The following is a 21138-nucleotide window of genomic DNA, read 5'->3' as shown; positions in this document are numbered from 1 at the left end:
ACATGACTGTGCGTCAAATCATGATCATTTGGCGACGCTTGGTTAGCGCGCTCCCATCTACTGCCGGCTCTGAGCATGGGCCCGGCATGGCGGCCCCGGCGCCCGCCCCACCCGTCGGGGGCCGGGGCCGCCACCACTCCAACTCGGCAGCCTCAACGCAGAGGAACGGCGATGAACACGCCCAACCCGAGCACCACCCCGAACCCCCAGCACGGCCGTCCCGCCGGTCCCGGCGCGAAGTTCGCCCGCGACCACGGCCCCGTCGCCCGCTGGACCCCGGACACCTGCGACCTGTACCTCGACCTGTACAGCGCCCCCACCCCCCGCCGCACGAGGGGAGCCGCCACGTGACCAGCACGCTTACCACCCCCGTGCTCCCTGAGGCGCGGCGCATCCCGGAGATCATCAACGCGATCAAGGTGGCCGCCTTGCTGGACCACATGAGTTCCGAGTCCGTGGGCCCGCCTAGCTACCGCGCCCGCTACGTCGCCCGCGACACCGCCCCGGGCCAGGCCCGCCAGAGCGTCACCCTCGCGCTGGCGGTCTGGGGCATGGGCCACGTCGCCGACACCGCGCGGCTCCTCGCCTCCGAGCTGGTCACCAACGCCGTCGTCCACACGGACTCGCGGATCGTCAGCATGGTCGTCACCCGTACCAGCGACACCACCGTCCGGATCACGGTGATGGACACCGGCCGGAGCAAGATGCCCGTGCCGGCCTCCCCGGGGGGCGACGAGGAGCACGGCCGCGGCCTTGCCCTCGTCGCCGCCCTGGCCGACCGGTGGGACATCGAGCACGTCGTCACCGGCAAGCGGGTCTGGTGCGAGCTCGACACCACGAAGGCGGCCCAGCAGTGACCGCCCCCCGCCGCGAACCCGCAGAACCCACCACCCCCGACCTCCACGACCAGTGGGCCGCCGCCCGGCTCGACTCCTCCCTGGAGGAGCTGACGGACCTGTTCGGCGCGTACTTCACCATCGAGCCCCCCGAGTCCCCGAACTCCGGGCCGGCGGTGACCCCGTGAGCGGCGCCGGATTGGGAGAGTTACACGGCCCCACCCACCTCACCCCCAGCGCCTCGCGCCGCGCCCAGCACGCCCGCGCCGAGGTCGGTGAAGGCGTGGTCGGCCCTGTGATGATCGCGGCGAACGCCATCGGCCTGGCCCTCACCGGCTGGATCAGCATCGGCGAACTCGCCCCCGCGCACGCCGCCCCGGCCACCGTGTCCGACCAGCCGCCCGCCGAAGAGCAGCCGCACGGGCCCCGCACGCCCGCTGTAGCCGACGCCACGGCAACCCCAGTCCCCAGCGCGTCCCGCACGGCGCGCCGCGGCACCCACTGGCTCACTGGACCAACCGGCAGGTCCGCCGCAGCGGCCTGTGCTTCTCGTGCTGGCTGCGGGAGAGCGAGCCCGATGCCGCCCTCTGCGACGGCGGCGCCTGCCGCAACGCGCCCCGTCCCCTTCAGTCCGTGCGCTGAGCGCGCCGCACCGGGCGCCCGGACGGGGAGCCGTCACTCTTCCCCGCCCGGGCGCCTGGAGCGTACGGGCCTTCGGCCGGAACCGTGTCACCAGGACGGACCTGTTTCCGCCGTACCGCTGTACGCGATGGATGTGACGAACGGCCGTCGGGCGGGGCATCCTGGGCGGTATGGACTTCCATCCGGTTGAGCGCGCCTCGGACGCATTCCAGCAGTCACTGACCGCGCAGGAGATCGGGAAGGTCTGCCAGCGGGCGTTCGGGGACGCCGCCACGCCGGTGTCCGCCGTCGAGCTGGGCACGGGGATGTACAACAACGTGTACCGCGTGGCCCTGGCCGGGCGGGACCAGCCGGTTATCCTGAGGGTCGCACCGGAAGAGGCCCGCCAGTTCCGTAGTGAGCGCCACCTGATGCGCAACGAGTACGGCAGCATGCCGTGGTTGGCGGTGATCGCGCCGCTGATGCCGCAGGTCCTCGCGGCGGACTGGTCGCACGAGGTGATCGGCCGGGACTGGATGATCCAGACCCACCTGGACGGCGTCCCGGCCCCTGAGCACCTGGGGACGTACCCGCGCACGGCGTGGCCGGCGTTCTTCCGGCAGATGGGTGCCATCGCCCGCTCCGTGCACGACGTGCGGGGCCCGCACTTCGGGCCCGTCGGCGGCCCGGGGCACGGGACGTGGAGCGAGGCGGTGATCACGTCGCTGGAGGAGATCGCCGCCGACCTGGACGGGGCCGGCCTGGACGCGGCCGACGTACGCAAGGTCGCCGCAGTGGCCGCGCACGACCGTGGCGTGCTCGACGAGGTCAACGAACCGGGGCTGCTGACCGGGGACCTGTGGACGGTCAACGTGATGCTCGACGCCGGGGCCGCAGAGCCCACAATCACCGGGGTGCTCGACATGGACCGCACATGGTGGGGCGACCCGGCCGCGGACTGGACGATCCGCATGGCGCTGGCGAAGCAGGACGAGCGCGTGGCGTTCTGGGAGACTTATGGGGAGCGGGACTGCTCTCCCTCCGCGGTATGGCGTTCGCTGGTCTACGAGGTCCGGCACCTCGGCGCCGTCCGGCTGGAGCGCCACCGGCTGGGCAACGCCACCGGGGTGGAGAACACCTACAACGCCGTAGCCGCCGTTCTGGCCGACCTGAGCTGACGTTCCCGCACCAACCGGTGCGCCCGGTCGTCTGGAGGTTCAGCCGGATACGGCGGTGACGGCGACCCTGCGCAGGAGGTGGGCGGTGGGCAGGCGTCGGCGGGCTTCGCTTTGTAGTCCGGCGAGCGCGGTGTCCTGGCCCGGGTCGCCGAGCTGGAGCGCGACGCGGTAGATGTTCTGGTAGGTGTTGCTCCAGGCCGGACGGGCGTGGCATTGCACGGCGGTGAACCCGGCGGCGTGCAGCACCGCGGGCCAGTCGCTGTGGCGGTGGCGTTCGGGCAGTCGTGGGTCGCCGGGGCTGAGCGGGTGCCAGCCGGTGACGACGAGACGTCCACCCGGGCGGAGAATCCGGCGGGCCTCCCAGGCTGCTGCGGCGCGGTCGTCGGCGTACTGGAGAGCGTCGATGGAGACGGCCGCCGACACGCTCGCGCGGGGAAGCCCGGTGGTGGTCAGGTCGTTCACCACGAAGTGCGCCGTGCCTTTCATCTCGTAGGCGGTGGCCCGTTGCCGGGCCTGGGCCACCGCGACCGGCGAGAAGTCGATACCGACCAGGTCGGCGTGTGCCGCGCGGGCCAGCCACAGACCGGGGCCGCCACGCCCGCATCCGAGATCAGCCAGTTCCTCGCCCTCCTCCAGGGCCAGTTCGGCGTCGATGTGGTGCAGCAGATCGGCGCAGAGGAAGGAGAACGGTTCGGCCTCCGGCGGCAGCGCCGGATCGACGATCCGGGCCACCCGGCTGAAACCTCCAGAGCGGGCTTCGCCGTGGAACAGCGCGTCAAACTCGCCCGACAGAATCGCCGCAGGGTCCTCTCGCCCGATATGCGGGGTGATCGGCTCACGGTGCACGGGTTGCCTCCCTTTCCGGGCTCGGCCCGGGGACAGCGGGTGATCCGGCGCGGTGCGGCGCGCGGTCGGAGTCGACCACGACGGTGATCCGGGCGAGTATCTGCTCGGCCTGGCGCTCGACGGCGGCGGGATCAGGACCGGTGACGATGAAGTGGCCGAGGCGCCCGCGGTTGGTCTGTGCCGGTCGTACGGTCTGGCCGACGGCCGTGCGCAGGTGGACGGCGGGCACACCGGGGCCCTTCTCGGGCAGGCCGGTCACCGCGGCCAGGCGGCCGGTGTGAGGGCTGGTCAGGAACCTTACGCTCGCGTACGCGCGGCGGGCTGGGGTGAGGTGCGCGGGGCGGCCGAGGGCGGTGTCCAGGAGTACCGCCCACGGGTCGATTCCCAGCGCGTGCCGCAGGAGAACGCCGATGTGCCCGGCACCGAGGCGGGCACCGATCTCGACGACCGAGCACCGCCCGTCCCCGCCGACGATGACCTCGGTGTGCGAGGCGCCGTTGCGGATACCCACCGCGGCGATCGCCCGCTCCACCTCCTGGTACACGGCCCGCTCTGAGCCCGGGGGCAGGGCGGCGGGCAGGCTGTGACCGACCTCGACCCGGTGGGCGCCCGGGGTGACGCTCTTCCGGGTGGCGCACACATGCGTGGTCGTCCCGTGCTGCGTGATCGATTCGACGCTGTACTCGGTGCCCTCGACATAGTCCTGGACCAGGACGCGCGGGTCGGACGGCAGGCCGTACATGCCACGTGGGGAACGGGCCGCCCGCCAGGCACCGGCCGCACGGGCGGGGTCGGTGACGACGGTGACGCCAGCGGAGCCCGCGCCGTCAGCGGGCTTGATGACGCACGGGAGGGCAATCTCCCCGGCGGCACGGAGCAGGCGTAGTTCGTCCTCACTGCCGAGGACGCGGGTGCGGGGCGCGGCAACACCGTGGAGGGCGAACGCCTGGCTCATGGCGGCCTTGTCGCGGGCCGCCATCGCACGGGCCGGGTCGTTGCCCGGCAGGCCGAGCTCGGCGCATACCTGCGCGAGCAGCGGTGTGAGGTACTCGTTGGCAGTGAGTACCGCGTCGGCGCCGATCCGGCGGGCGTAGCCGACGACGTCCTCCAGAGCCCGGTCGGGGCGGGAGAAGTCGCTCAGCACGCAGCCGGACAGGATCTGTCGGAGGTCGGCGCCGTAGGCGGAGTGTGTGGTGGAATCGGTGGCGGCGTGGACCCGGTAGCCGGAGGCGGCGGCGGTCCGGGCGATCGCGCCGGACTCGGGGCCGGCCGCCTCCAGCAGCAGGACACGGGGCGCTCTCACGCCAGATAGTCCTCGCGGGCGCCCTCGCGAACCGTGTCGAGGGTGAAGCAGTGGAAGCCTCCGCCGAACAGCCGCCGGTGGCGGTGGCGTACCGGCACGGTGGTGAAGCCCGCCGCGTCGAGGGTCTTGGCCAGGCCGGTGCAGTCCTCGTTGACCAGCACGGTGTTCTCGTCGACGGACAGGACGTTGAGGTCGATGTAGGGGCTGGTGAGGACCAGGTCCTCGTAGTCGTCGTAGACCGGGAACGCGCCGGTGTCCGGCTCCGGCGGCACGATGTAGCGCCACGAGCGCAGCGGTTCGGGCATCAGGTCCCGGATGCCGTCGTGCCGGGCCAGGAACACCCCCGGCTTCAGGGCGAGGACCATGCTGTCGATGTGGTTGTCCGCCATCCGCCACACCCGGTGGACGCGGTACGCGTGGCCGAGGTGCCTCTCCAGCCACTCGGCGCCCCGGACGTGGTTGGCCTGGGCGACGTTGACGACCAGGTCTCGGCCCAGTCGCAGCACCTGCGCGCCGTCCAGCATCATCTCCACGCCGACGTCGTAGGGGCTCGGCCGCGGGTCGTCGACGGACTCGGTCGGCCCGCCCAGGGTGGTCGCGGTGTCCCGCGCGTACGACAGGTCGAAGCTGTTGTCGGTGAGAGTAGGGCGGGGCATCGTCGTCCACCGCGCGCCGGACTCCCAGTAGGCGGTGAAGACGGGGGCGAGCAGGCGGGTTTCCAGGTAGCGGGAGCGGATCGCCGGCGGCGTCTCGATGATCTCGCTCCCGAGGATCAGGGTGTTGTCGCGGATGTTCAGCGCCGGGGTCGGGGCGGCCTCCCAGCCCAGACCCGCGATGGGCTTTGTGTCCGGAGGCAGGGGCAGCGGCCGGTGCACGGCGACCCCGAGCCCGGTGAGCACGGCGGCCAGGGCCTCCACGTCCTCGTGCAGCTCCTCGGCGTACCGCTGCTTGATGGCCCAGCTCTCCCTGCGGCCGCCCGCCGCCCGAGTCAGGCGCGGATAGGCCCAGTCCGACCGGAAGCCGGCCAGGTTCTCGTGATGGAACAGCTCGAAGCTGACGTCACGCTCGTGGGACAGGTAGTTGGCGGCGGACCCGACGATGATCTCGTTGAGCGGGGTGAAGTCGTCGTGACTGTTCAGGCGGGGCATGGGCGTTCCTCTTCTCTCGGGTCTGCGGGGCGGGTCAAGAGGCGCGGGGCGCGGCGGTCACGTGCCGGTCGGCGAGCGCTCGGCCTCTGCGCACCCGCAGGGTCAGACCGCCGCTGTCCGGCTGGAGGGTGCGCTGCTCGCTCCAGCCGGAGAACCGGAACTCCCCGGTGCCGTCGACCGGGACGAGTGCGAAGGTGCGCCCGGCGACCGTCAGGGCGAGGACGTCGGCGTCGCGGTCGATGCGGGCGGGGATGAGGGAGCCGTCCAGCGGGGCGGGTGAGTCGAAGTCCGCGAACCCGGACGGCAGCAGAGCCTCGTACGGCAGCTCGCCGGGCCAGGCGGGAGCTCCGGCCAGGCCGGTGCGGTTGAGCAGGACCTCGCCGTGGGTGAGGAGTTCCTGCCAGGCGTCCGGGAACCAGGCCACGAGGTCGGTGGTGAAAAGGGCGTCGATGACGACGTGGACCCGGGTCACGGTCTGGCTGGTGTTGCGCACCAGGTGCTCGCGGGAGAAGTCGCCATACCAGAGGGTGCCCGGCTGCCAGCAGTGTTCGACGCCGTCCAGGACGAGCACGGCGGCCGGGTCGGTGACGACGGGGATGTGCAGGCGCGTGATGCCTCGGTCGAGCCTGTACTTGGGGTCGCGGTGCGGGTCCGAGACGGCGCCGGGCCCCAGTGCCATCAGCCGTACCGCGTTCAGCGGGGCCGGGAGCGAGTCCAGGATCTCCGCGAGGTAGGGCAGTCGGTCGAGCCAGTGCGTCGGCGCGAACGGCTGCGGCCCGGGGCCGCCCGGGTCAGTGCGTTCCGGATCGCCGCCGAGGCTGCGCAGGGGTAGGACCCGCCAGTCGATCGCGGCGGGAAGGCCGACCTGCCCGCCGTAGGTGTGGGTGCGCTGCGGGTTCCAGGTGTGGGCGGTGACGGCCGCGAGTTCGGCCGCAAGCTTGTCCGCGTCGAAGACGGGAGAGAGCTGAGCGGCCTCAGTGGCCGCGGTGAGGGAGGTGGTCATGGTGAGGCTCCCGGGTCAGGAGGAAAAGGACACGGCGCCGGTGGCGACGTGCTGGCTGGCGTCGTAGGTGCCGGCGGGCACGGTCGCGAACCGCGCGTCGAGCCGGTCGAACGCGCCCGCGTGGCCTTCGGCGGGGTCGTAGGCGAGGCAGAACACGAACTGCACCGGCTCCCCGGGGGCCAGGGGGACGGCGGGCATCGACACGATCACCCCGGTCCGGGTGACCGGGTCGTACGCCAGGCCCAGCTCGTCGAGCGCGGCCAGGAAGACGGCGAAGGAGGGCACCGCCCAGGTGGGCGGGACGTGGTACTCGACCACCTGCCGGGCCGGTTCGGCGGCGACGTCGACGATGGCGTAGGCGATCGACTGGTAGATGTGCAACGACCCGGAGACCTGCGCGTTGACCTCCGTGAACACCACAGCCCCGTTGGGCAGGACCAGGGCGTCCGCACTCAGGTGCCCGCGGTAGCCGAACGCCCGGTACGCCTCGGCCAGCCGGGTTCCGCCGTCCAGCAGCGCCGCCCGCACCGGCCCGGTGACGCCGTCCAGCGGCACGATCTGGTGGCTCAGGCGCCGCCCGACGTACAGCAGGCGGCCCGTCTCGGTGGCCCGGATGCCGCCGTCGGCGGCGTAGTGCTCGGAGTACACCGCGTCGGCGCCGGGCGCGAACTCCTCGACGACGACCGGCCACCGGTCGTTCCCGCTCGCCCACGGCCACCGCTCGGCCCAGTACGCGGCGATGCCGTCCGGGCCCGGGGCCAGGTGGTGCAGATGCCGGGCCCCGACGTGGTCCACGGCCATCTCCGGCTCGCGGACGAGCAGCTGGTTGCCGACCCCGGCCCCGTTGTGGGCCTGCTTGACCACGACGGCCCCCGACTCGGAGCTCTCCAGCAGCGCACCGGTCGCTTCGGTCGCTTCGGCGCGGCTGCGGCAGATGCGGCCCGGCAGGATCGTCACCCCGGCCGCCGCCGCCAGGGCCCGGAAGTTCGCCTTGTTGTTGCCGATCTCCCCGCCGCCCTGCCCGAAGAAGGCCGCGCCCGGGAAGCGGTCGGCCACGCCCAGGGCGTCGGCGAGCCGCGCCACGGCGGCCGACGGCCACAGCGCGAACACCTCGCTCACCGCGCCGGCCCCGGCCGGACCGAGCGCGGCCCGCACCTGCTCCACGAACTCGGGCACGGTCAGGGAGGCGGGATCGAGCAGCCTCTCGCCCCACGCTCCGGTCGGAGCGGCCAACACGGTCAGCTTCTCGCGCTTCACGCCGGTGTGGGACAGGGCGTAGTCGACGAACGCCGCGTCCGGCTCGCAGCACAGGATGAGCAGGTCCCCGGGGCGGGCGAACCAGAACAGGCGCTGCGTCCAGGCCCGCATGTCGCCGCGCTCGCGGATGGACGGATCGATGTGGTTGCCGATGAGGATGCGCACAGCGGACTCCTGAAGACGTGGGGCGGTAGCCCCGGGCGGTGCCGCGCGGCACCGCCTGGACCGGGGAGGGATCAGACGAGGAGGGCGGCGGGCAGTGTGTCGAAGGCCCGCATGGTCGCGGTCCGGCGCCGCAGGCCCTCGCCGGCGGCTGCCAGCCGGGCCGGGTGGTCGTTCAGGGCCGTGACCAGGGCGCGCAGCCCGGCCTGTGCGACGGTCGTCCCGATGCAGGAGTGCGGCCCCCACCCGTAGCCGAGGTGGCGGTTCGGGGTGCGGTCCAGCACCAGCTCGTCCGCCCGCGTGAAGGCAGCCGGGTCACGGTTGGCCGCCGCGAACAGGGGAACGACCTTCTGCCCGGGGGCGATGTCGACGTGACCGATCCGGCACGCCCGTACGGCCGTGCGCGTGGTGCCCTGCACCGGCCCGTCGAAGCGCACCAGCTCATCCACCCCCGTGGCCAGCAGCGCCCGGTCCCGCATCCGGTCGAGGGTTCCCGGGTGGGTGAGAAGGGTATGGACGGCGTTGCCGATGGCGGCCGCCATCGTGCTGTATCCGCCCTGGAACATCACCCGCGCCGTGTTCTTCACATACAGCCGGGCCTGCGCGTCGGAGCCGGGTGCCGTGGCCTGCCGTACCCGGGCCAGCAGGCCGGGCCTGGCGGAGGCCGTGAACCAGGAGTCAACCAGGTCGCTCAGCTGCTGGCGGGCGACGCGGCCCGGCTCGACGAGCGCGGGGTTGAGGCCGCCGTCCATGCTCCGCATGATCGCGTCCGACACCGCGGCGAACTCCCCGTACGGCGGAGGCTCGACACCAAGCAGATCCGCGACAACCGCCACAGACAGCGGCACCGCGATCTCGGCCACCACATCGAACGGGCCCCCACCGGCCAGCCGGTCGAGCCGCTCGCCCACCAGAAGGCGGGCACGGTCCTCCACCCCGGTCAGGTCCTGGGCACGCAGCGCGGTCATGAAAAGGGACCGGACCCGGCTCTGCTGCGGCGGGTCGAGCGTCTGCACGCTCAACGACGGCTCCGGCACCGTGCCCCCGGTACGCCGCGGATCGCGGGCGAACGTCTCGTGGTCGCGCAGCACCCGCACGCTGTCCGCGTACCGGGTCAGCGCCCACGAATCCATGCCCGCGTGCCAGAACACCGGCGCGTGCTCACGCAGTTCGGCCAGCACCGGGTAGGGGTCGCGCAGGATCTCCGCGTCCAAGGGGTCGTAGCGGTCGGTCACAGACAGCATCGCGAGTCCTTCCGGAGCGGGAAGGGCGGGCCCGCCACCTCGGACGGGCCCGCCCCGGACTTCTCGGGCTCAGTGGTCGTACGACATGGCAGCCCCTCCCTGTGCGTCGGTGACGGCGGGCGTACGGCGACGGCGAAGGCTCCGGTCGGCCCTCGCCCGACAGACGGGGAGACGCAGTCCGGCGGGCGGGACAAGGCCATAGGGAACGGTCGTCGCCGCGCTCCGCCCGGTCACGCGGGGTGCCGGGCGGAACACAACGAGTACAGCGGGCGCCGGCCGCGGTGCCCAGAGGAAATCCCTATCCCCGCCCTATCCCCGGTCTCCTCGAACAGCTCTCCCGGGCGCGGAGCAGGTGGTGCAATGGGCGGGTGGACGACGAAATCCGCCACCCCCTCGCGCACGCCAGGAACGAGCGCGGCTGGTCGCAGGAAGAGCTGGCCCGCCGTATCCGGCAGGCCGCCAAGCGGCGCGGCCTGCGCTCGGGCACCAGGGGCTCACGGGTCTCCAAGTGGGAGACCGGCCGCGCCGACCCCGACGAAGACGAATCCCAGCCGCTCATCGCCGAGGTCCTCGGCATCGACTACGCGGCCGTCGCCCATCTCGGCTGGCCCCACTGGCTCCCGGGCCAGGACAGACCGCTGCCACTGGGCCCGCACAACGCCGTCCCCTCACTCCGAGAGGCCCTGATGACCTCCCTGGACCGCCGGTCGTTCATCGCCTACACCAGCGGCTCGCTGGCCGTTCTCGCCCACCAGTGGGCCGTCACCGAGTCCGGCCGGTTCGCACGGATCGCCGCGCCCGGCGAAGTCGACGCCGAGATGCTCGACTGGCTGGAGGCCACCGGGACGGAGCTGATCCGCCTCGCCACCGAACGCAGACGCCGCACCCGCCATCTCCTCAACGCGCACCTCACCACCGTCACCGAGTTCATCAGCGAGTCCCGCTACACCCCCGCCGCCGGTCAGCGGCTGCACACCCTGGCAGCCTCCCTCTCCCAGGCCATCGCCTGGCAGCACTTCGACGAACGCCGCCACGCCTCCGCCGGCCGCTTCTGGCACGCCGCACTCCACAACGCCCACACCGCCCACCAGCGCGACCTCGGCGCGGGCATCCTCTCCGACCTCGCGTACCAACTGCTGTGGCTCAAGGACGCCCGCGCCGCGGCCGACATCCTCGAACACGCCATCCCCCGCACCCAGCACCCCACCGCGCGGTCCCTTCTCCACCTGCGACAGGCCCGCGCCCTCGCCGCCCTCGACGAGGGCGGCCAATGCCGCCGGGCCCTCACCGCCGCGGAGAAGGCGCTCGACACCCCGTCGTACGATCCGGCCCCCGCCTGGTGCTCGTGGATGTCAACCGCAGACCTCGCAGCCGACGGCGGTCGTTGTCTCGCGGATCTCGGCCAGCGGCGCCAGGCCCACCAGCTGATGGACGAGGGCATCGATCTGCTGACCGCCACCCGTTCCAAGACCAAATCCGTGTTCCTGGCCTACCAGGCCGAGACCTACCTCCGGGACGGCGAACCGGAGATCGCCGCGGCGACCGCTACCCGTTCCCTCGACCTGGCCAGCCGGATCGACGCGCCCAGGTGCGTGACGATGGTGCGCGACCTCGAACCGGAGCTGTCGCGATACGCACACACGGCCGGTGTCGGCGAACTCCTCGAACGGCTCCGAGTCGTCGGCTGAAGCCCTGCCACCGGCCACCCCTGCTTGCGAAGCTCGAACAGAGCGCTGCCAACGCGCCCGAGGCGTACCCCGAAGCCGTCGAAGCGGCCCACGCCGACTTCGCCGCCCGCCAGACCGGCGAACTCCCCGGCCCCCGAGCCCAGCCGCAGACCGCACACTGACCCACTTCAGAGCTTCAAGATCATTCCATGGCCCCTTTTGGGCTCACCTTGGAACCGACGCATCGAGAGTCCCGACGACCCCGCGATCACCACTCCCGCATGAGAATGTAGGACTCTGTGACGACCAAATACAGCATCGAATGCTGGATCACCCACCCTGACCAGGGCGTCCTCCTCCTTCAGGTACCGGCCCGGCCGGGCAAGCACGAGGCGTTCTGGCAGCCGATCACCGGCGGCATCGAGGACGGGGAAAACCCGCTTCAGGCTGTCCTCCGGGAGATCCGCGAAGAGGCCGGGCTGGAGTTCACCGACACCCAGCTCACCGAGATCGCCACAGACGTGACCGTCGTCATCTCCCCCGGGCTCACCATCAGCAAGACCCTCTACACCGCCAGCGCACCGGACACCACGGTGACCACCAACCCGCACGAGCACCAGGCCCACCAGTGGGTCGCGCCTGCCCGCGTCGCCGAGGCCCTGTTCTGGGACAGCAACCGCGACAACTGGAAACTCATCAGCCAGCACTACGGCTACGACGACAGCCCCGAGCACGATGAGTAGTGACACCCGAGCGCAGGTCGAGGCGGCGCTCCACTGCCGCCTCAGCCCGATCGCCCACAAGCAACCGCACCACAACACCCACTACAAAGGTGTCACGGCCGACGGAACCGCCCTCTTCATCAAGGTGATCAACGGCCACCCCGCCTACTACACCGCGGAGCTCCGCGCACAGCACCACCTCACCGGCACCCACATCCCCACGCCGAAGATCGTCGACCACGGAACCCTCGACGACCAGCGCCGGTGGCTGGCGTACGAATGGCACGATCTGGAGCCATTCCTCCCCAGCCCAGACCACATCCGCCGTGCCGGACGCCTCCTGGGCAATCTCCACGCCGCAACCAGTGGAATCCACGACAGCCACCTGCGCCGGTATGCCGATGTACGCGACCTCATCACCGAAAAGGTCGCACTCGTCGCCCAGTCCGACCCGCCCCTCGCCGAGCGGATCCGAAAGATCAGCGACCAGCTCCTCGCCAACAGCCCGAAAGTCGTTCCCGACAGCCGCGTCTGTCTCCTCCACGGCGACATGGGCTGGCGGAACCTCCACGTGAACTCCCACAACCAGATGTGGCTGCTCGACTTCGAGCACGCCGCCATCGGCCAACCACTCCTGGACTTCGCGAAACTATGGGACCGCGAACTCAATGCCCGCGAGGACCGCGAAGCCTTCCTCTCCGGCTACGGCCTGAGCCAGATGACCGAGCCCGTACAGCACGAGGAAATCGACGCCGTCCGGCTCTGGGCCGCAGCCAGCATCTTCCCCTACGCCCGGCCCCGCAGAGATCACGACTTCGAGCGCCATGCCTACGAGATCCTGGACCGACTGGAAGGCGGCCGATAGAGATCACGGCGCACGACTGGATCGTGGTCCGCCTCAGCTGACTCACCCGCGCCCAACCGCCCCGGGACAACGCTGACCTCGTATCCGAATCCCCCGTCCCTCCATGGTGTTCGGTGAGACGATCGGGGCGTGAGTGAGATAGCCCGGCGGCTTAGCCGCGCCCCACGGTCGGACCGCCGCGCCCTCGACCGGTTCTGCGAGAAGGTGGCCGAAGAGCTGGTCGAGTCCGGGATGGTCCCCGACTTCACGGTCTCCTCCACGGACTTCGCCACTGACCCGGTCCTGATCTGCGCCGACCGCTACTGGCGGATCCGCTTCCTGGCCGAGCCCAGCCTCGACACCGCCGTCCGGTGCGCCCTGTGGCTCGCCGAGCAAGTGGATGCGGAGCAGCGGCGGGTGATCGAGGGGAAGTGGGGGCTCGGCTACGGGTTCATCACGTCCGACACGGTGGACACCGACACGGCCGTGGAGGCGTTGACCGCCCAGATCGGGCAGCTCGGCGAACAGGCTGCGGACGTCGCCTACTTCGCCTGCCTCTACCAGGGCGGGAAACTCCGCGCGAACTTCTCCTTCCGGGCCTTGTACCGGCTGCTGGCCTACAGCCGTCTCGCCCAGACAGCCGCCCACCGACGTACCGAGCCGGTACTCACCGCCCTGCGGTCGCTGGCCGCGTACGGGGACCGCACCTACACCTCCGACCACGCCCTCGACCTGATGCGGGAGGCATGGGCGCACCCCGGCCGGGGCCGGGCGACGATGGACGTCTGCCTCAACGGGCTGGCGAACTCCAGGTTCTTCCCGGGGCAGGGCGAGGTCTTGGTCGAGCACGCCCGGCAGGCGCTCGACGAACATCCCGACGATCACGGGATGCATTACTGGCTGGCGATCGGCCATCTGATCTGTGAAGAGTACGAGAAAGCCGGGGCCGCGATCGACGAGGCCCTGCGGCTCCTCCCGGCACACGGCAGCCGGGGCAGCCACGCCCTGCTGGTGGAGCAGTACCGGCTGCGCCGCACGGAGATCCTCGCCGCGCAGCGCCTCGCGCAACAGCGCCCCAAAACCGCCGAGCCCGGCCCCGGAACGGAAGCAGTGCCGGGGGCGGTTCTGGGCGCCGGAGAGGCTCCTCTGCCATCGGCGGGTGTGCCGAGCAGGTGGCTCGCGATGAGGTGGGCGGCCGTGGCGCTGCCGGTGGTACTGCTCTCCGCGCTGCTCGGGCGACTCGTGGCCGGGCCGACGCTCGATACGGGCACGGGAACGATGACGCTCGCCATGGCGACCTCGGCTGTAGTAGCTGCGGGGGTCACCGTGGCCTGGCTCCGGGCCCTCGCCAGGCCGCGCGGCGGATCAGCAGCCCGCCGCAGCAGGTGATGGGCAGCACCTCGCCGGCACCCGTGTTGCCCGCCACCTGACCGGTCAGGCCGGGGCTACGCGGAGACGAGATCGCGCAAGGCCTGGGTATGAGGGTGCTCGCCTGCCGTCCCAGGCGGACGGGAACCGAACCCTGCGGGCGTGCTGCAAAAGCCGGTCGACCTCGCCAGACTCCATGGCACGGGACCGTACGGCCTTGCTGCCGTCTGCACGGGCCGAGCGGCGGAGATTGGCCGAAACGACCTCCTCCCAGGGCCATCCGGCAACTTCTGCCGACCCGTTCACGCCCTACCCACCGGGCCAGCAAGCCGGCAGGCCGCACGGTACGGTCCCGGCCCTCCGACACGGGTGGTACGCGTGGACCGGTCACCCCTTGACTCCGAGCCCCCGGGCCTGCCGTGGCCCGGGGCATCTTCAGCCGGTCCCGGTCTGTCGCCACCGACGCGCCGACCATCAGGCTGCTGAGACCGGGGCCGCGCACGTCATGGGAACCGTGCCCCGAATCACCGACCGCCACGCTGTGCCAGACTTGCCCCGCACGCAGCAGAGTCTGGCAGCCTGGGGGAGTCGGCTGAGGAAACGCCGGCCTGGGTACGGGCGCTGATGGCGCAGTACCGGCCGACGCCCGGCGAGATTCCGATGCCGCCCGGCACTGACTGACAGCAGCTCGCTCGATTTGCCGACTCTCGTCGTCGACACGTCCGACGGCTACACCCCCGACGTCAAACAGATCACCGACTTCGCCCCGGCTCCGAGGCCACACTGACCACGAAAGCGGCGATGGCCGGCCCCTTCAGTGTGGTCGGCCATCGCCTGCGGTCGTTTGCTGCCCGACGCTCAGATCTCGTCGGTCGGGGCCCAGATGTACGGGACGGTGCGGTCCTCCTCGTACAGATCCCGCCATACCTCTTCGAGAATCTGGATGCGCTTACTGAGCTGCGGGAGGAGTGCCTGGATCCGCGCCACCGCCTGCTTCGGGTCGGCGGGGAGGATCGCCCTGGTCAGGTGCTTCATCTCCTCGCGGGCTTCGTCCACAACGGCCGCATCCGGGATCTTTACGATCAGCGTGTAGGCGCTGACTTCGCTGATGCCCCACTCTCCGTCCGCTTCCTGGACGGCCCAGATAACCGTCTTGGCGGAAGGGGAGAGCGTGAGCTGGCAGTTCGGCCCGATCATCCGGCTGAGGACGGGCAGGGCGATTCGGTCGTCTCCCGCGAGCGCCGCAGCATCTTCGGCTGTCGGGACGGAGAGGCGTCCGGTAATGGCGTCTGCGATTCGGCGCCGCGCGGCAGCTGTCGGCTGCTCTGGCGACTTCTCACCTGGGGCCTCTGGTGAGTGGGAACCAAGAGCGGTGTCCACGTCGGCGTGCTCGGTCTCGTCCTCTTCCTTGGTCCACCAGGTGATGACGACGAACCGGCAGTCAGGCATGTTCGCCGGGTAGAGCACGTGACTGACGACGTCGATGGGCTCCCAGCCCATCACCGGAATACTCATCCGGAAGACGTGCCCGTCTCTGTTCTTCGTGAGTTCGTTGCATGTTTCCCAGATGTTCCGGACCTCGGGGTCCTTGCACACGTCGCCGATGAGTTCCATCAGCTCGCCGGAGTCCTGCCCGGCAAGGGCGAACTTGAGCATGCGAACGTACTCCACGGCGTGCCGGTGCCAGTCGTGGTATTGAGCGCGCGCTTCCTGGCTCGTCAGGGCCCAGCGCATCAGGTTGGCCCCCGGCTGCATCACCCAGGGCCACCACTCCGCCATGGACTGGTTGTAGCCGAGGATGTTCCAGTTGGCGTCGCACAGGTAGGTAGGCGAGGGCATCTGCTTGTCGATCAGCAGGCGCAGTCCGGTGCGGACGCGGGAGTCGACGCCTCCATCGGCCGCGGTGTTGGTGCCGAGGTTGTTGTACAGCAGGAGCGCGATGAACTCGTCGCGGTCGAGCTGCAGAAGGTCAGCAAGCTCCTCGCACTGCTTGCGGTCAAGGCGGTGTCTGCCGGCGCCGCGCTCCAGGTCGCGATACCACCGTTCGGACCGGTCGATCGCCTTCGCGCACTCACCCTGGGTCACCCGGCGGCCCCTGCGCTCGCCGGCCGCCCTGCGCCAGGAGCGCAGCTGGCCGGCGAATCCCATGACCTGCCCGGCATGCGGAAACTCGCCACGTTCTGGGGACGGCCGGCCGGACCGGGTGGCCGTAGCCTCCCTCTCGCCAGCTTCGTCGCCTGAGGCTACAAGTTCCTTCTCGCTGTCCCCGTTGTCTGCGGGGAGGGGCACTGTGGCGCCCATCCACTTCTCCTCGATCGTCTCTGCCCCTCCGGCGGAGGGTCTGCGGTCCCCGAGACGAGGCAGCAAAAGGGAGGGCTGCCACGCTCCGCGCGACGGCCCTCCCCTGACCTCCATTCCAGAGTACGAGATAAGTTATTGATCTTGGAAATCTTTGCCCGGGGCGGGCGTGACGGATTCCACAGCTTCCTACGCTTGCGTAGGGAGTGGGCGCGCGGCGATATCGCGGCGTTCGGGAGCGAATCGGACAGAAAACCGGCAGGGATTTGCCGGTTTCAAAACCGACAAATTCTTGCCGGTTTTTTCTTTCAGTCCCGAAATCCCCTCGGTCGTCTGCTCATGATCGAAGATCATCACCCCGTATCCCGAACCATCCCGCTTCCCTCGCTGGGGAGTTAGATCGGGACGCCTGCTTCGGTGCGTGAACTCCGGCGAATATCTACGCGCGTAAAACCGACTTGAGACGACGTTGACGACGTTTCCGGGGCGGGTTTAAATCCTGGTCATCAGCAGGTCAGCGGCGTGATCGCGTCGCATGAGCCAGGGGGAAGATCATCGATCCCGACATCGCACCGGCAGCGGCTCGGAGAGCCGACAACACGTCGGTGACGCAATGGACACTGCCTGCCTCTCTCGGCAGCAGCGTTCCTTGTAACGGGATTCAGAGCTATGTATGGACTTGCCGACGGGGTCTGCGTATGTTCGTCGTCCCCTCGGGTGATCATGCCCGGATCGAGACGCGCAAGGAGAACGTAGGCACCTGACGGGCCTGAGGGTCCCAGGAAAAAGCGGCGGCGCCTGAGAGCGGCAACTCTCAGACGCCAGACGCCTCAACAGATCACCCGTCCGAGCCGATGCCCGCGATGGAGATCACATTCACTCGCACCGTCCTTCTCACGGGACCAACCGGTGCGGCTTCACTGAACAGGAGAGTGTCGTATGACCGCCGCTCTGCGCAAGTGGCCGAGGGTTTCGGCCCGCGCAACGAGTGCGATCCGCCGCCTCCCCACAGGGGGTGCTGCCTGATGGCGCGTATCCGAACGATCAAGCCCGAGGCGTTCGAGTCGGAGGATCTCGCCTCGATCGACGTCACCGCGATGGTGACCTTCTTCGGCCTGCTCACGCAGGCCGACGACTCCGGCCGCTTCCGCGACCACCCCGCGATCATCGCGGGGCGGCTGTGGGCCCTGCGCGCCGATCACACGCCGGCCAACGTCGCCGTCGACCTGGAGCAGCTGGCGGGTGCCGGCCTGATCTGCCGATACATGGGCTGTGACGGGAACGATTACCTGCATGTCGTGACGTGGGACAAGCACCAGAAGATCGACCGCCCCTCCGCGTCACGGCGCCCGCGGTGCCCGGTCCACCAGAGCCACCAGAAGTGCGGCGGCTGTTCCCAGGAGTCCTGCCCAGCGGCCGAGCACCCCCGCACTGGGGTCCCGAACACGGTCCAGACGGTTTCGACGCATCCTCGTCGAGCCCTCGAAACGCCAGGATCGTCCGCTGTGGGAGAGCCGGACACGGCCTCGGAGGCCGTGGTGGGCAGCGGCACCGTGCGAGTGAGGAGCGAGGAGCGCCTCGTAAGGTCCGCGTCCGAGGCGCCAGGTAAATCCGCAGGTCAGGCGGCTTTCGCCGAAGACTCGGCGCATGCTCGCGAGGGCTCGGCGTCTGGATCTAGGATCTTGGATCCTGGATCTTTCCCTAAGGGGGGCAAGGCCCACGCCCCGCGAACCGCTGCGTCGGGCACCTCGACGAAGGCGCTGGTGGCCGAGTACGTGCGGGACTGCGCCCACCGTCCTCCCAAGGACGTCGTGGCGCTCGTCGGCCGGCAGGTGAAGGGCCTCCTGGAGGAAGACTTCGACCCGGACGTGATCCGCACTGCCCTGGGCCAGCTGCGGCTGAAGGGCCTGCACGCGACGGTCCTGCCGAGCCTGGTCAACGAGGCACTGAACGCCTCACCGTCCCCGTCCGCCGTCGGCGCCTCCGGCGGGGGCCGCTGGGCGACCTCCAGCTACACGCCCTACCTTGACCCCGCTGCCGAGCCGAGTGGATTCGGAGGCCGACTGTGACCCGCTACCAGCTCACCGATCCCCAGCCCGCCGTACCGGAGCGGCTGCGGGCCCGTCTGGAGGCGAAGCTCGCCGAGCGCGGGATCAACCCGGCCGCCACACTCCCGGACACCCCGGAGCCGATCCCCGCCCTGGAGGCCGCGCAGCAGCGGATCCCGAAGGACTACCGCGATGCCTTGGTGGAGCACCCCGATGTCGCCGCCTGGGTTCGGAAGGTCGCCGACAGCGCGGTCGCTTCGAACTCCGGCGGGCTCAACCCGCAGTACGGCGCTCCTGGCCGGCGTCGGCTCGCGCACGGACCGTCCCTGCTGCTGTGGGGGAACCTCGGGACCGGCAAGACCCACCAGGCGTACGCCGCGATCCGGGCTCTGACCGCTTCCGGGTGCGGGGTTGCCTGGCACGCGACGACCGCTGCCGACCTGTACGGCGACGCCCGCCCGCAGGCCGGCGTGGACCTGGAGCACCAGCTCCGCCGGATCGTCCGGGTGCCGCTGCTGCTCCTGGACGACCTGGGGGCGGCGAAGACCTCGGCGTGGAACGAAGAGGTGCTCTTCCGGCTGGTGAACTGGCGCTGCCAGAACCAGCTGCCGACGGTCTTCACCACCAACCTGCCGCCGGTCCGCGAGCTCGCCGGCTCCCCCAGCCAGCCGGTCCTGCGCGACCTGATCGGCGACCGGGTACTGAGCCGCCTGTCCGGCATGTGCACCCCGGTCCGCTTCACCGGCCCCGACCGCCGCTTCCAGCGCTGACACGCGCCCCCTTCGTCTCCTCGGCCCGCCGTCGTCGCTGGGCCCATTGACTCCGCCTCACCCTGCCCTCCGCCGCCCGGCCGGCGCCGAAGAGGCCAGAGGCGTACCCGAAAGACACCCTGATGCGCTACATCACCACCAACACCGGCCCCCAGTCGGCCCTGCGCTCCATCGCGGACCACAGCTGGCACGCCCGCGCCGCCTGCTACGGCATCACCCCCAAGGAGGCCGACCGGCTGTTCTTCCACGGCCCCCGCAACACCCGTGACCGGGCACAGGCCAAGCAGGTGTGCGCCGCCTGCCCCGTGCGGCTCGACTGCCTCAACTTCGCCCTGGAGAACAAGGTCGAGTGGGGGATGTGGGGCGGGCTGACCCTGAAGGAGCGGGCCAAGTGGCGCGCGCAGCTCGACGACCGCCTCGACTACAGCCGGGTGCGCTCGGCGATCAACGGGCGGGACGTCCACCTCAGCAGCCTGGAGCGCAAGGCCGTCATCCGCTATGCCTGCGCCAGGGGCTGGCGTGCAACCCGCCTCGCCCACGTCCTGGGCGTCACCGTCGACTGGGCCCGTGACGTGATGCGCGAGGAGTCGCACGCGATCGACGACCGCGACCGGTACAACGTGCACTCCGATCCCACCCCGGCCGCAACCGCCCGCGAAGCCAAGGCGCGCGGCGAGGAGCCGCCGACGACCAACGTCCACGACGCGGACAGTCCGGACGTCGAGCGCAACGACGAGGACATCGTCCCGGTGGACCGCCACGTCCACACTCCCGTCCTGTTCGACGAGCTTCGAAAGGCAGCATGACCCACCCTCACGATCCGACCGGCAGTCCCTCCACGGGGGCTGCCGAGCAGTACGTGCTCGTCGCCGCCGGCGCCGTCATCGTGGCCCTGACCATCGCGTCCTTCTGGCTGTCCTACGCTCACCTGGCCGAGATCGCCGGGCAGCACGGACTGGGCGGCTCCGTGACCCGGCAGTGGGCCTGGCCCGGGACCGTGGACGCCTTCATCGTCACTGGTGAACTGCTGATGCTGCGCGCAGGGCTGAAGCGTGTGACGGACGGCTGGGCGATCGGCCTGACGATCACGGGGTCGGTGGGCTCGATCGCGCTGAACGTCGCCGGCGTCCACGGCAGCACCGACGCCCCGGTCCCGCTGCTCGACTACATCGTCGCCGCCGTCCCCCCGACCGCCGCTCTGCTGGCCTTCGGTGTCCTGATGCGACAAATCCACCAGCTCGTCGCGCCCCGCAGCCAGCGTAACGAACCGCCCGCGCCGACTTCGGCACCGGGGACGGAAGTCGCGGCCGAAGGGGACCAGGGCCCTCCCCAGCAGAGCACCGCGGGGACCACGGAAGTGGGGACCGCCGGTCCCCGGGAATCGAACGACTCCGCCGCAGCGTCCCCGGTCCCCTGCCCGGAGCCGGATGCGGGAGTAATCGGTCCCCACGGTCAGGAGGCGGGGACCGGGAACCGTACGGTCCCGGCTGGCGACGGACCCCGCCCTGACGCGTCGGCTGGCACCACGGCCGCCCAGGAGGCTCCCGAGCCACCTCACCGGGGTACCAGCCTGAAGCCCCTGGTCAGAGGCGACCGTCCCCAACATGAGCACGCCATACCGGGGGCCGGTCTTGAGCAGCCGCTCCCCCACCCGACCTCGGAGGACTGTCCCGACGACGGCGGGGACCAGGAACCCAACGGGGACCGTCCCGACACCGACGGGGACCAGGAACCCAACGGGGACCGTCCCGACACCGACGGGGACCAGGAACCCAACGGGGACCGTCCCGACACCGACGGGGACCAGGAACCCAACGGGGACC

At 70.8% G+C, this 21138-nt stretch carries 19 protein-coding genes; 12 read left to right on the top strand and 7 right to left on the bottom strand.

The window, feature by feature from the left end; genetic code table 11:
* The first annotated feature begins 171 nt into the window (after window positions 1-171).
* The 4 genes from ACWFR1_RS00230 (at window position 172) to ACWFR1_RS00215 (ending at window position 2635) form a co-directional block, all read left to right on the top strand.
* Window positions 172-351: a hypothetical protein gene (locus ACWFR1_RS00230; RefSeq protein WP_453544931.1), complete on the top strand. Its 180-nt coding sequence runs from the start codon at window positions 172-174 to the stop codon at window positions 349-351.
* Window positions 348-857 (top strand): ATP-binding protein, encoded by a 510-nt coding sequence (locus tag ACWFR1_RS00225; RefSeq protein WP_453544930.1) that lies wholly within the window; start codon window positions 348-350, stop codon window positions 855-857. The genes ACWFR1_RS00230 and ACWFR1_RS00225 overlap by 4 nt, the downstream gene beginning before the upstream one ends.
* Window positions 854-1024 carry a hypothetical protein gene (locus tag ACWFR1_RS00220; RefSeq protein WP_453544929.1) on the top strand — a complete coding sequence of 57 codons (171 nt, stop codon included), beginning with the start codon at window positions 854-856 and terminating at the stop codon, window positions 1022-1024. The genes ACWFR1_RS00225 and ACWFR1_RS00220 overlap by 4 nt, the downstream gene beginning before the upstream one ends.
* A gap of 624 nt (window positions 1025-1648) precedes the next feature.
* Window positions 1649-2635, top strand: coding sequence for a phosphotransferase family protein (locus ACWFR1_RS00215; protein ID WP_453544928.1), 987 nt, complete (start codon window positions 1649-1651; stop codon window positions 2633-2635).
* 39 nt (window positions 2636-2674) lie between these two features.
* On the opposite strand, the gene ACWFR1_RS00210 is transcribed toward ACWFR1_RS00215, so the two are convergent.
* The 6 genes from ACWFR1_RS00210 to ACWFR1_RS00185 form a co-directional block, all read right to left on the bottom strand.
* A complete protein-coding gene (locus ACWFR1_RS00210) occupies window positions 2675-3367 on the bottom strand; it encodes a class I SAM-dependent methyltransferase (RefSeq protein ID WP_453544927.1) in 693 nt (230 codons plus the stop codon).
* Between the two features lie 103 nt (window positions 3368-3470).
* The gene (locus tag ACWFR1_RS00205; RefSeq protein ID WP_453544926.1) at window positions 3471-4784 is read right to left on the bottom strand and encodes an ATP-grasp domain-containing protein; all 1314 of its coding nucleotides are present in this window, start codon (window positions 4782-4784) and stop codon (window positions 3471-3473) included.
* The gene (locus ACWFR1_RS00200) at window positions 4781-5932 is read right to left on the bottom strand and encodes a glycine amidinotransferase (protein WP_453544925.1); all 1152 of its coding nucleotides are present in this window, start codon (window positions 5930-5932) and stop codon (window positions 4781-4783) included. Before ACWFR1_RS00200 ends, ACWFR1_RS00205 begins: the two co-directional genes overlap by 4 nt.
* Before the next feature lie 34 nt (window positions 5933-5966).
* The gene (locus ACWFR1_RS00195; RefSeq protein ID WP_453544924.1) at window positions 5967-6935 is read right to left on the bottom strand and encodes an aspartyl/asparaginyl beta-hydroxylase domain-containing protein; all 969 of its coding nucleotides are present in this window, start codon (window positions 6933-6935) and stop codon (window positions 5967-5969) included.
* 15 nt (window positions 6936-6950) lie between these two features.
* Window positions 6951-8357 carry a preATP grasp domain-containing protein gene (locus tag ACWFR1_RS00190; RefSeq protein ID WP_453544923.1) on the bottom strand — a complete coding sequence of 469 codons (1407 nt, stop codon included), beginning with the start codon at window positions 8355-8357 and terminating at the stop codon, window positions 6951-6953.
* A 71-nt stretch (window positions 8358-8428) separates the two neighbouring features.
* Window positions 8429-9598: a cytochrome P450 gene (locus ACWFR1_RS00185; RefSeq protein WP_453544922.1), complete on the bottom strand. Its 1170-nt coding sequence runs from the start codon at window positions 9596-9598 to the stop codon at window positions 8429-8431.
* Between the two features lie 368 nt (window positions 9599-9966).
* Here ACWFR1_RS00185 and ACWFR1_RS00180 point away from each other — a divergent pair, with 368 nt between their 5' ends.
* The 4 genes from ACWFR1_RS00180 (at window position 9967) to ACWFR1_RS00165 (ending at window position 14220) form a co-directional block, all read left to right on the top strand.
* Window positions 9967-11286, top strand: a complete 1320-nt coding sequence (locus ACWFR1_RS00180) for a helix-turn-helix transcriptional regulator (protein WP_453544921.1) — start codon at window positions 9967-9969, stop codon at window positions 11284-11286.
* Between the two features lie 278 nt (window positions 11287-11564).
* Window positions 11565-12008, top strand: coding sequence for an NUDIX domain-containing protein (locus ACWFR1_RS00175; RefSeq protein ID WP_453544920.1), 444 nt, complete (start codon window positions 11565-11567; stop codon window positions 12006-12008).
* The gene (locus ACWFR1_RS00170; RefSeq protein ID WP_453544919.1) at window positions 12001-12852 is read left to right on the top strand and encodes a phosphotransferase enzyme family protein; all 852 of its coding nucleotides are present in this window, start codon (window positions 12001-12003) and stop codon (window positions 12850-12852) included. The genes ACWFR1_RS00175 and ACWFR1_RS00170 overlap by 8 nt, the downstream gene beginning before the upstream one ends.
* A 129-nt stretch (window positions 12853-12981) precedes the next feature.
* Window positions 12982-14220, top strand: coding sequence for a hypothetical protein (locus ACWFR1_RS00165; RefSeq protein WP_453544918.1), 1239 nt, complete (start codon window positions 12982-12984; stop codon window positions 14218-14220).
* A gap of 837 nt (window positions 14221-15057) precedes the next feature.
* Here the strand turns inward: ACWFR1_RS00165 and ACWFR1_RS00160 are convergent.
* On the bottom strand, window positions 15058-16500 hold the full coding sequence (locus ACWFR1_RS00160; protein ID WP_453544917.1) for an MmyB family transcriptional regulator: 1443 nt from the start codon (window positions 16498-16500) through the stop codon (window positions 15058-15060).
* 1022 nt (window positions 16501-17522) lie between these two features.
* Here ACWFR1_RS00160 and ACWFR1_RS00155 point away from each other — a divergent pair.
* The 4 genes from ACWFR1_RS00155 to ACWFR1_RS00140 all read left to right on the top strand — a co-directional run.
* Complete coding sequence (locus tag ACWFR1_RS00155) at window positions 17523-18566, top strand: hypothetical protein (RefSeq protein ID WP_453544916.1); 1044 nt, start codon at window positions 17523-17525, stop codon at window positions 18564-18566.
* Window positions 18563-19315, top strand: coding sequence for an ATP-binding protein (locus ACWFR1_RS00150; RefSeq protein ID WP_453544915.1), 753 nt, complete (start codon window positions 18563-18565; stop codon window positions 19313-19315). The genes ACWFR1_RS00155 and ACWFR1_RS00150 overlap by 4 nt, the downstream gene beginning before the upstream one ends.
* Window positions 19316-19437: 122 nt before the next feature.
* Window positions 19438-20121 carry a WhiB family transcriptional regulator gene (locus tag ACWFR1_RS00145; RefSeq protein WP_453544914.1) on the top strand — a complete coding sequence of 228 codons (684 nt, stop codon included), beginning with the start codon at window positions 19438-19440 and terminating at the stop codon, window positions 20119-20121.
* On the top strand, window positions 20118-21138 hold a 1021-nt coding region (locus tag ACWFR1_RS00140; RefSeq protein WP_453544913.1), incomplete at its 3' end, for a DUF2637 domain-containing protein. The genes ACWFR1_RS00145 and ACWFR1_RS00140, both read left to right, overlap by 4 nt.

This window comes from Streptomyces sp. NPDC055103, from assembly GCF_053607625.1.
Note: the sequence above shows the minus strand (reverse complement) of the source record. Positions and strands in the feature narration are given on the sequence as shown.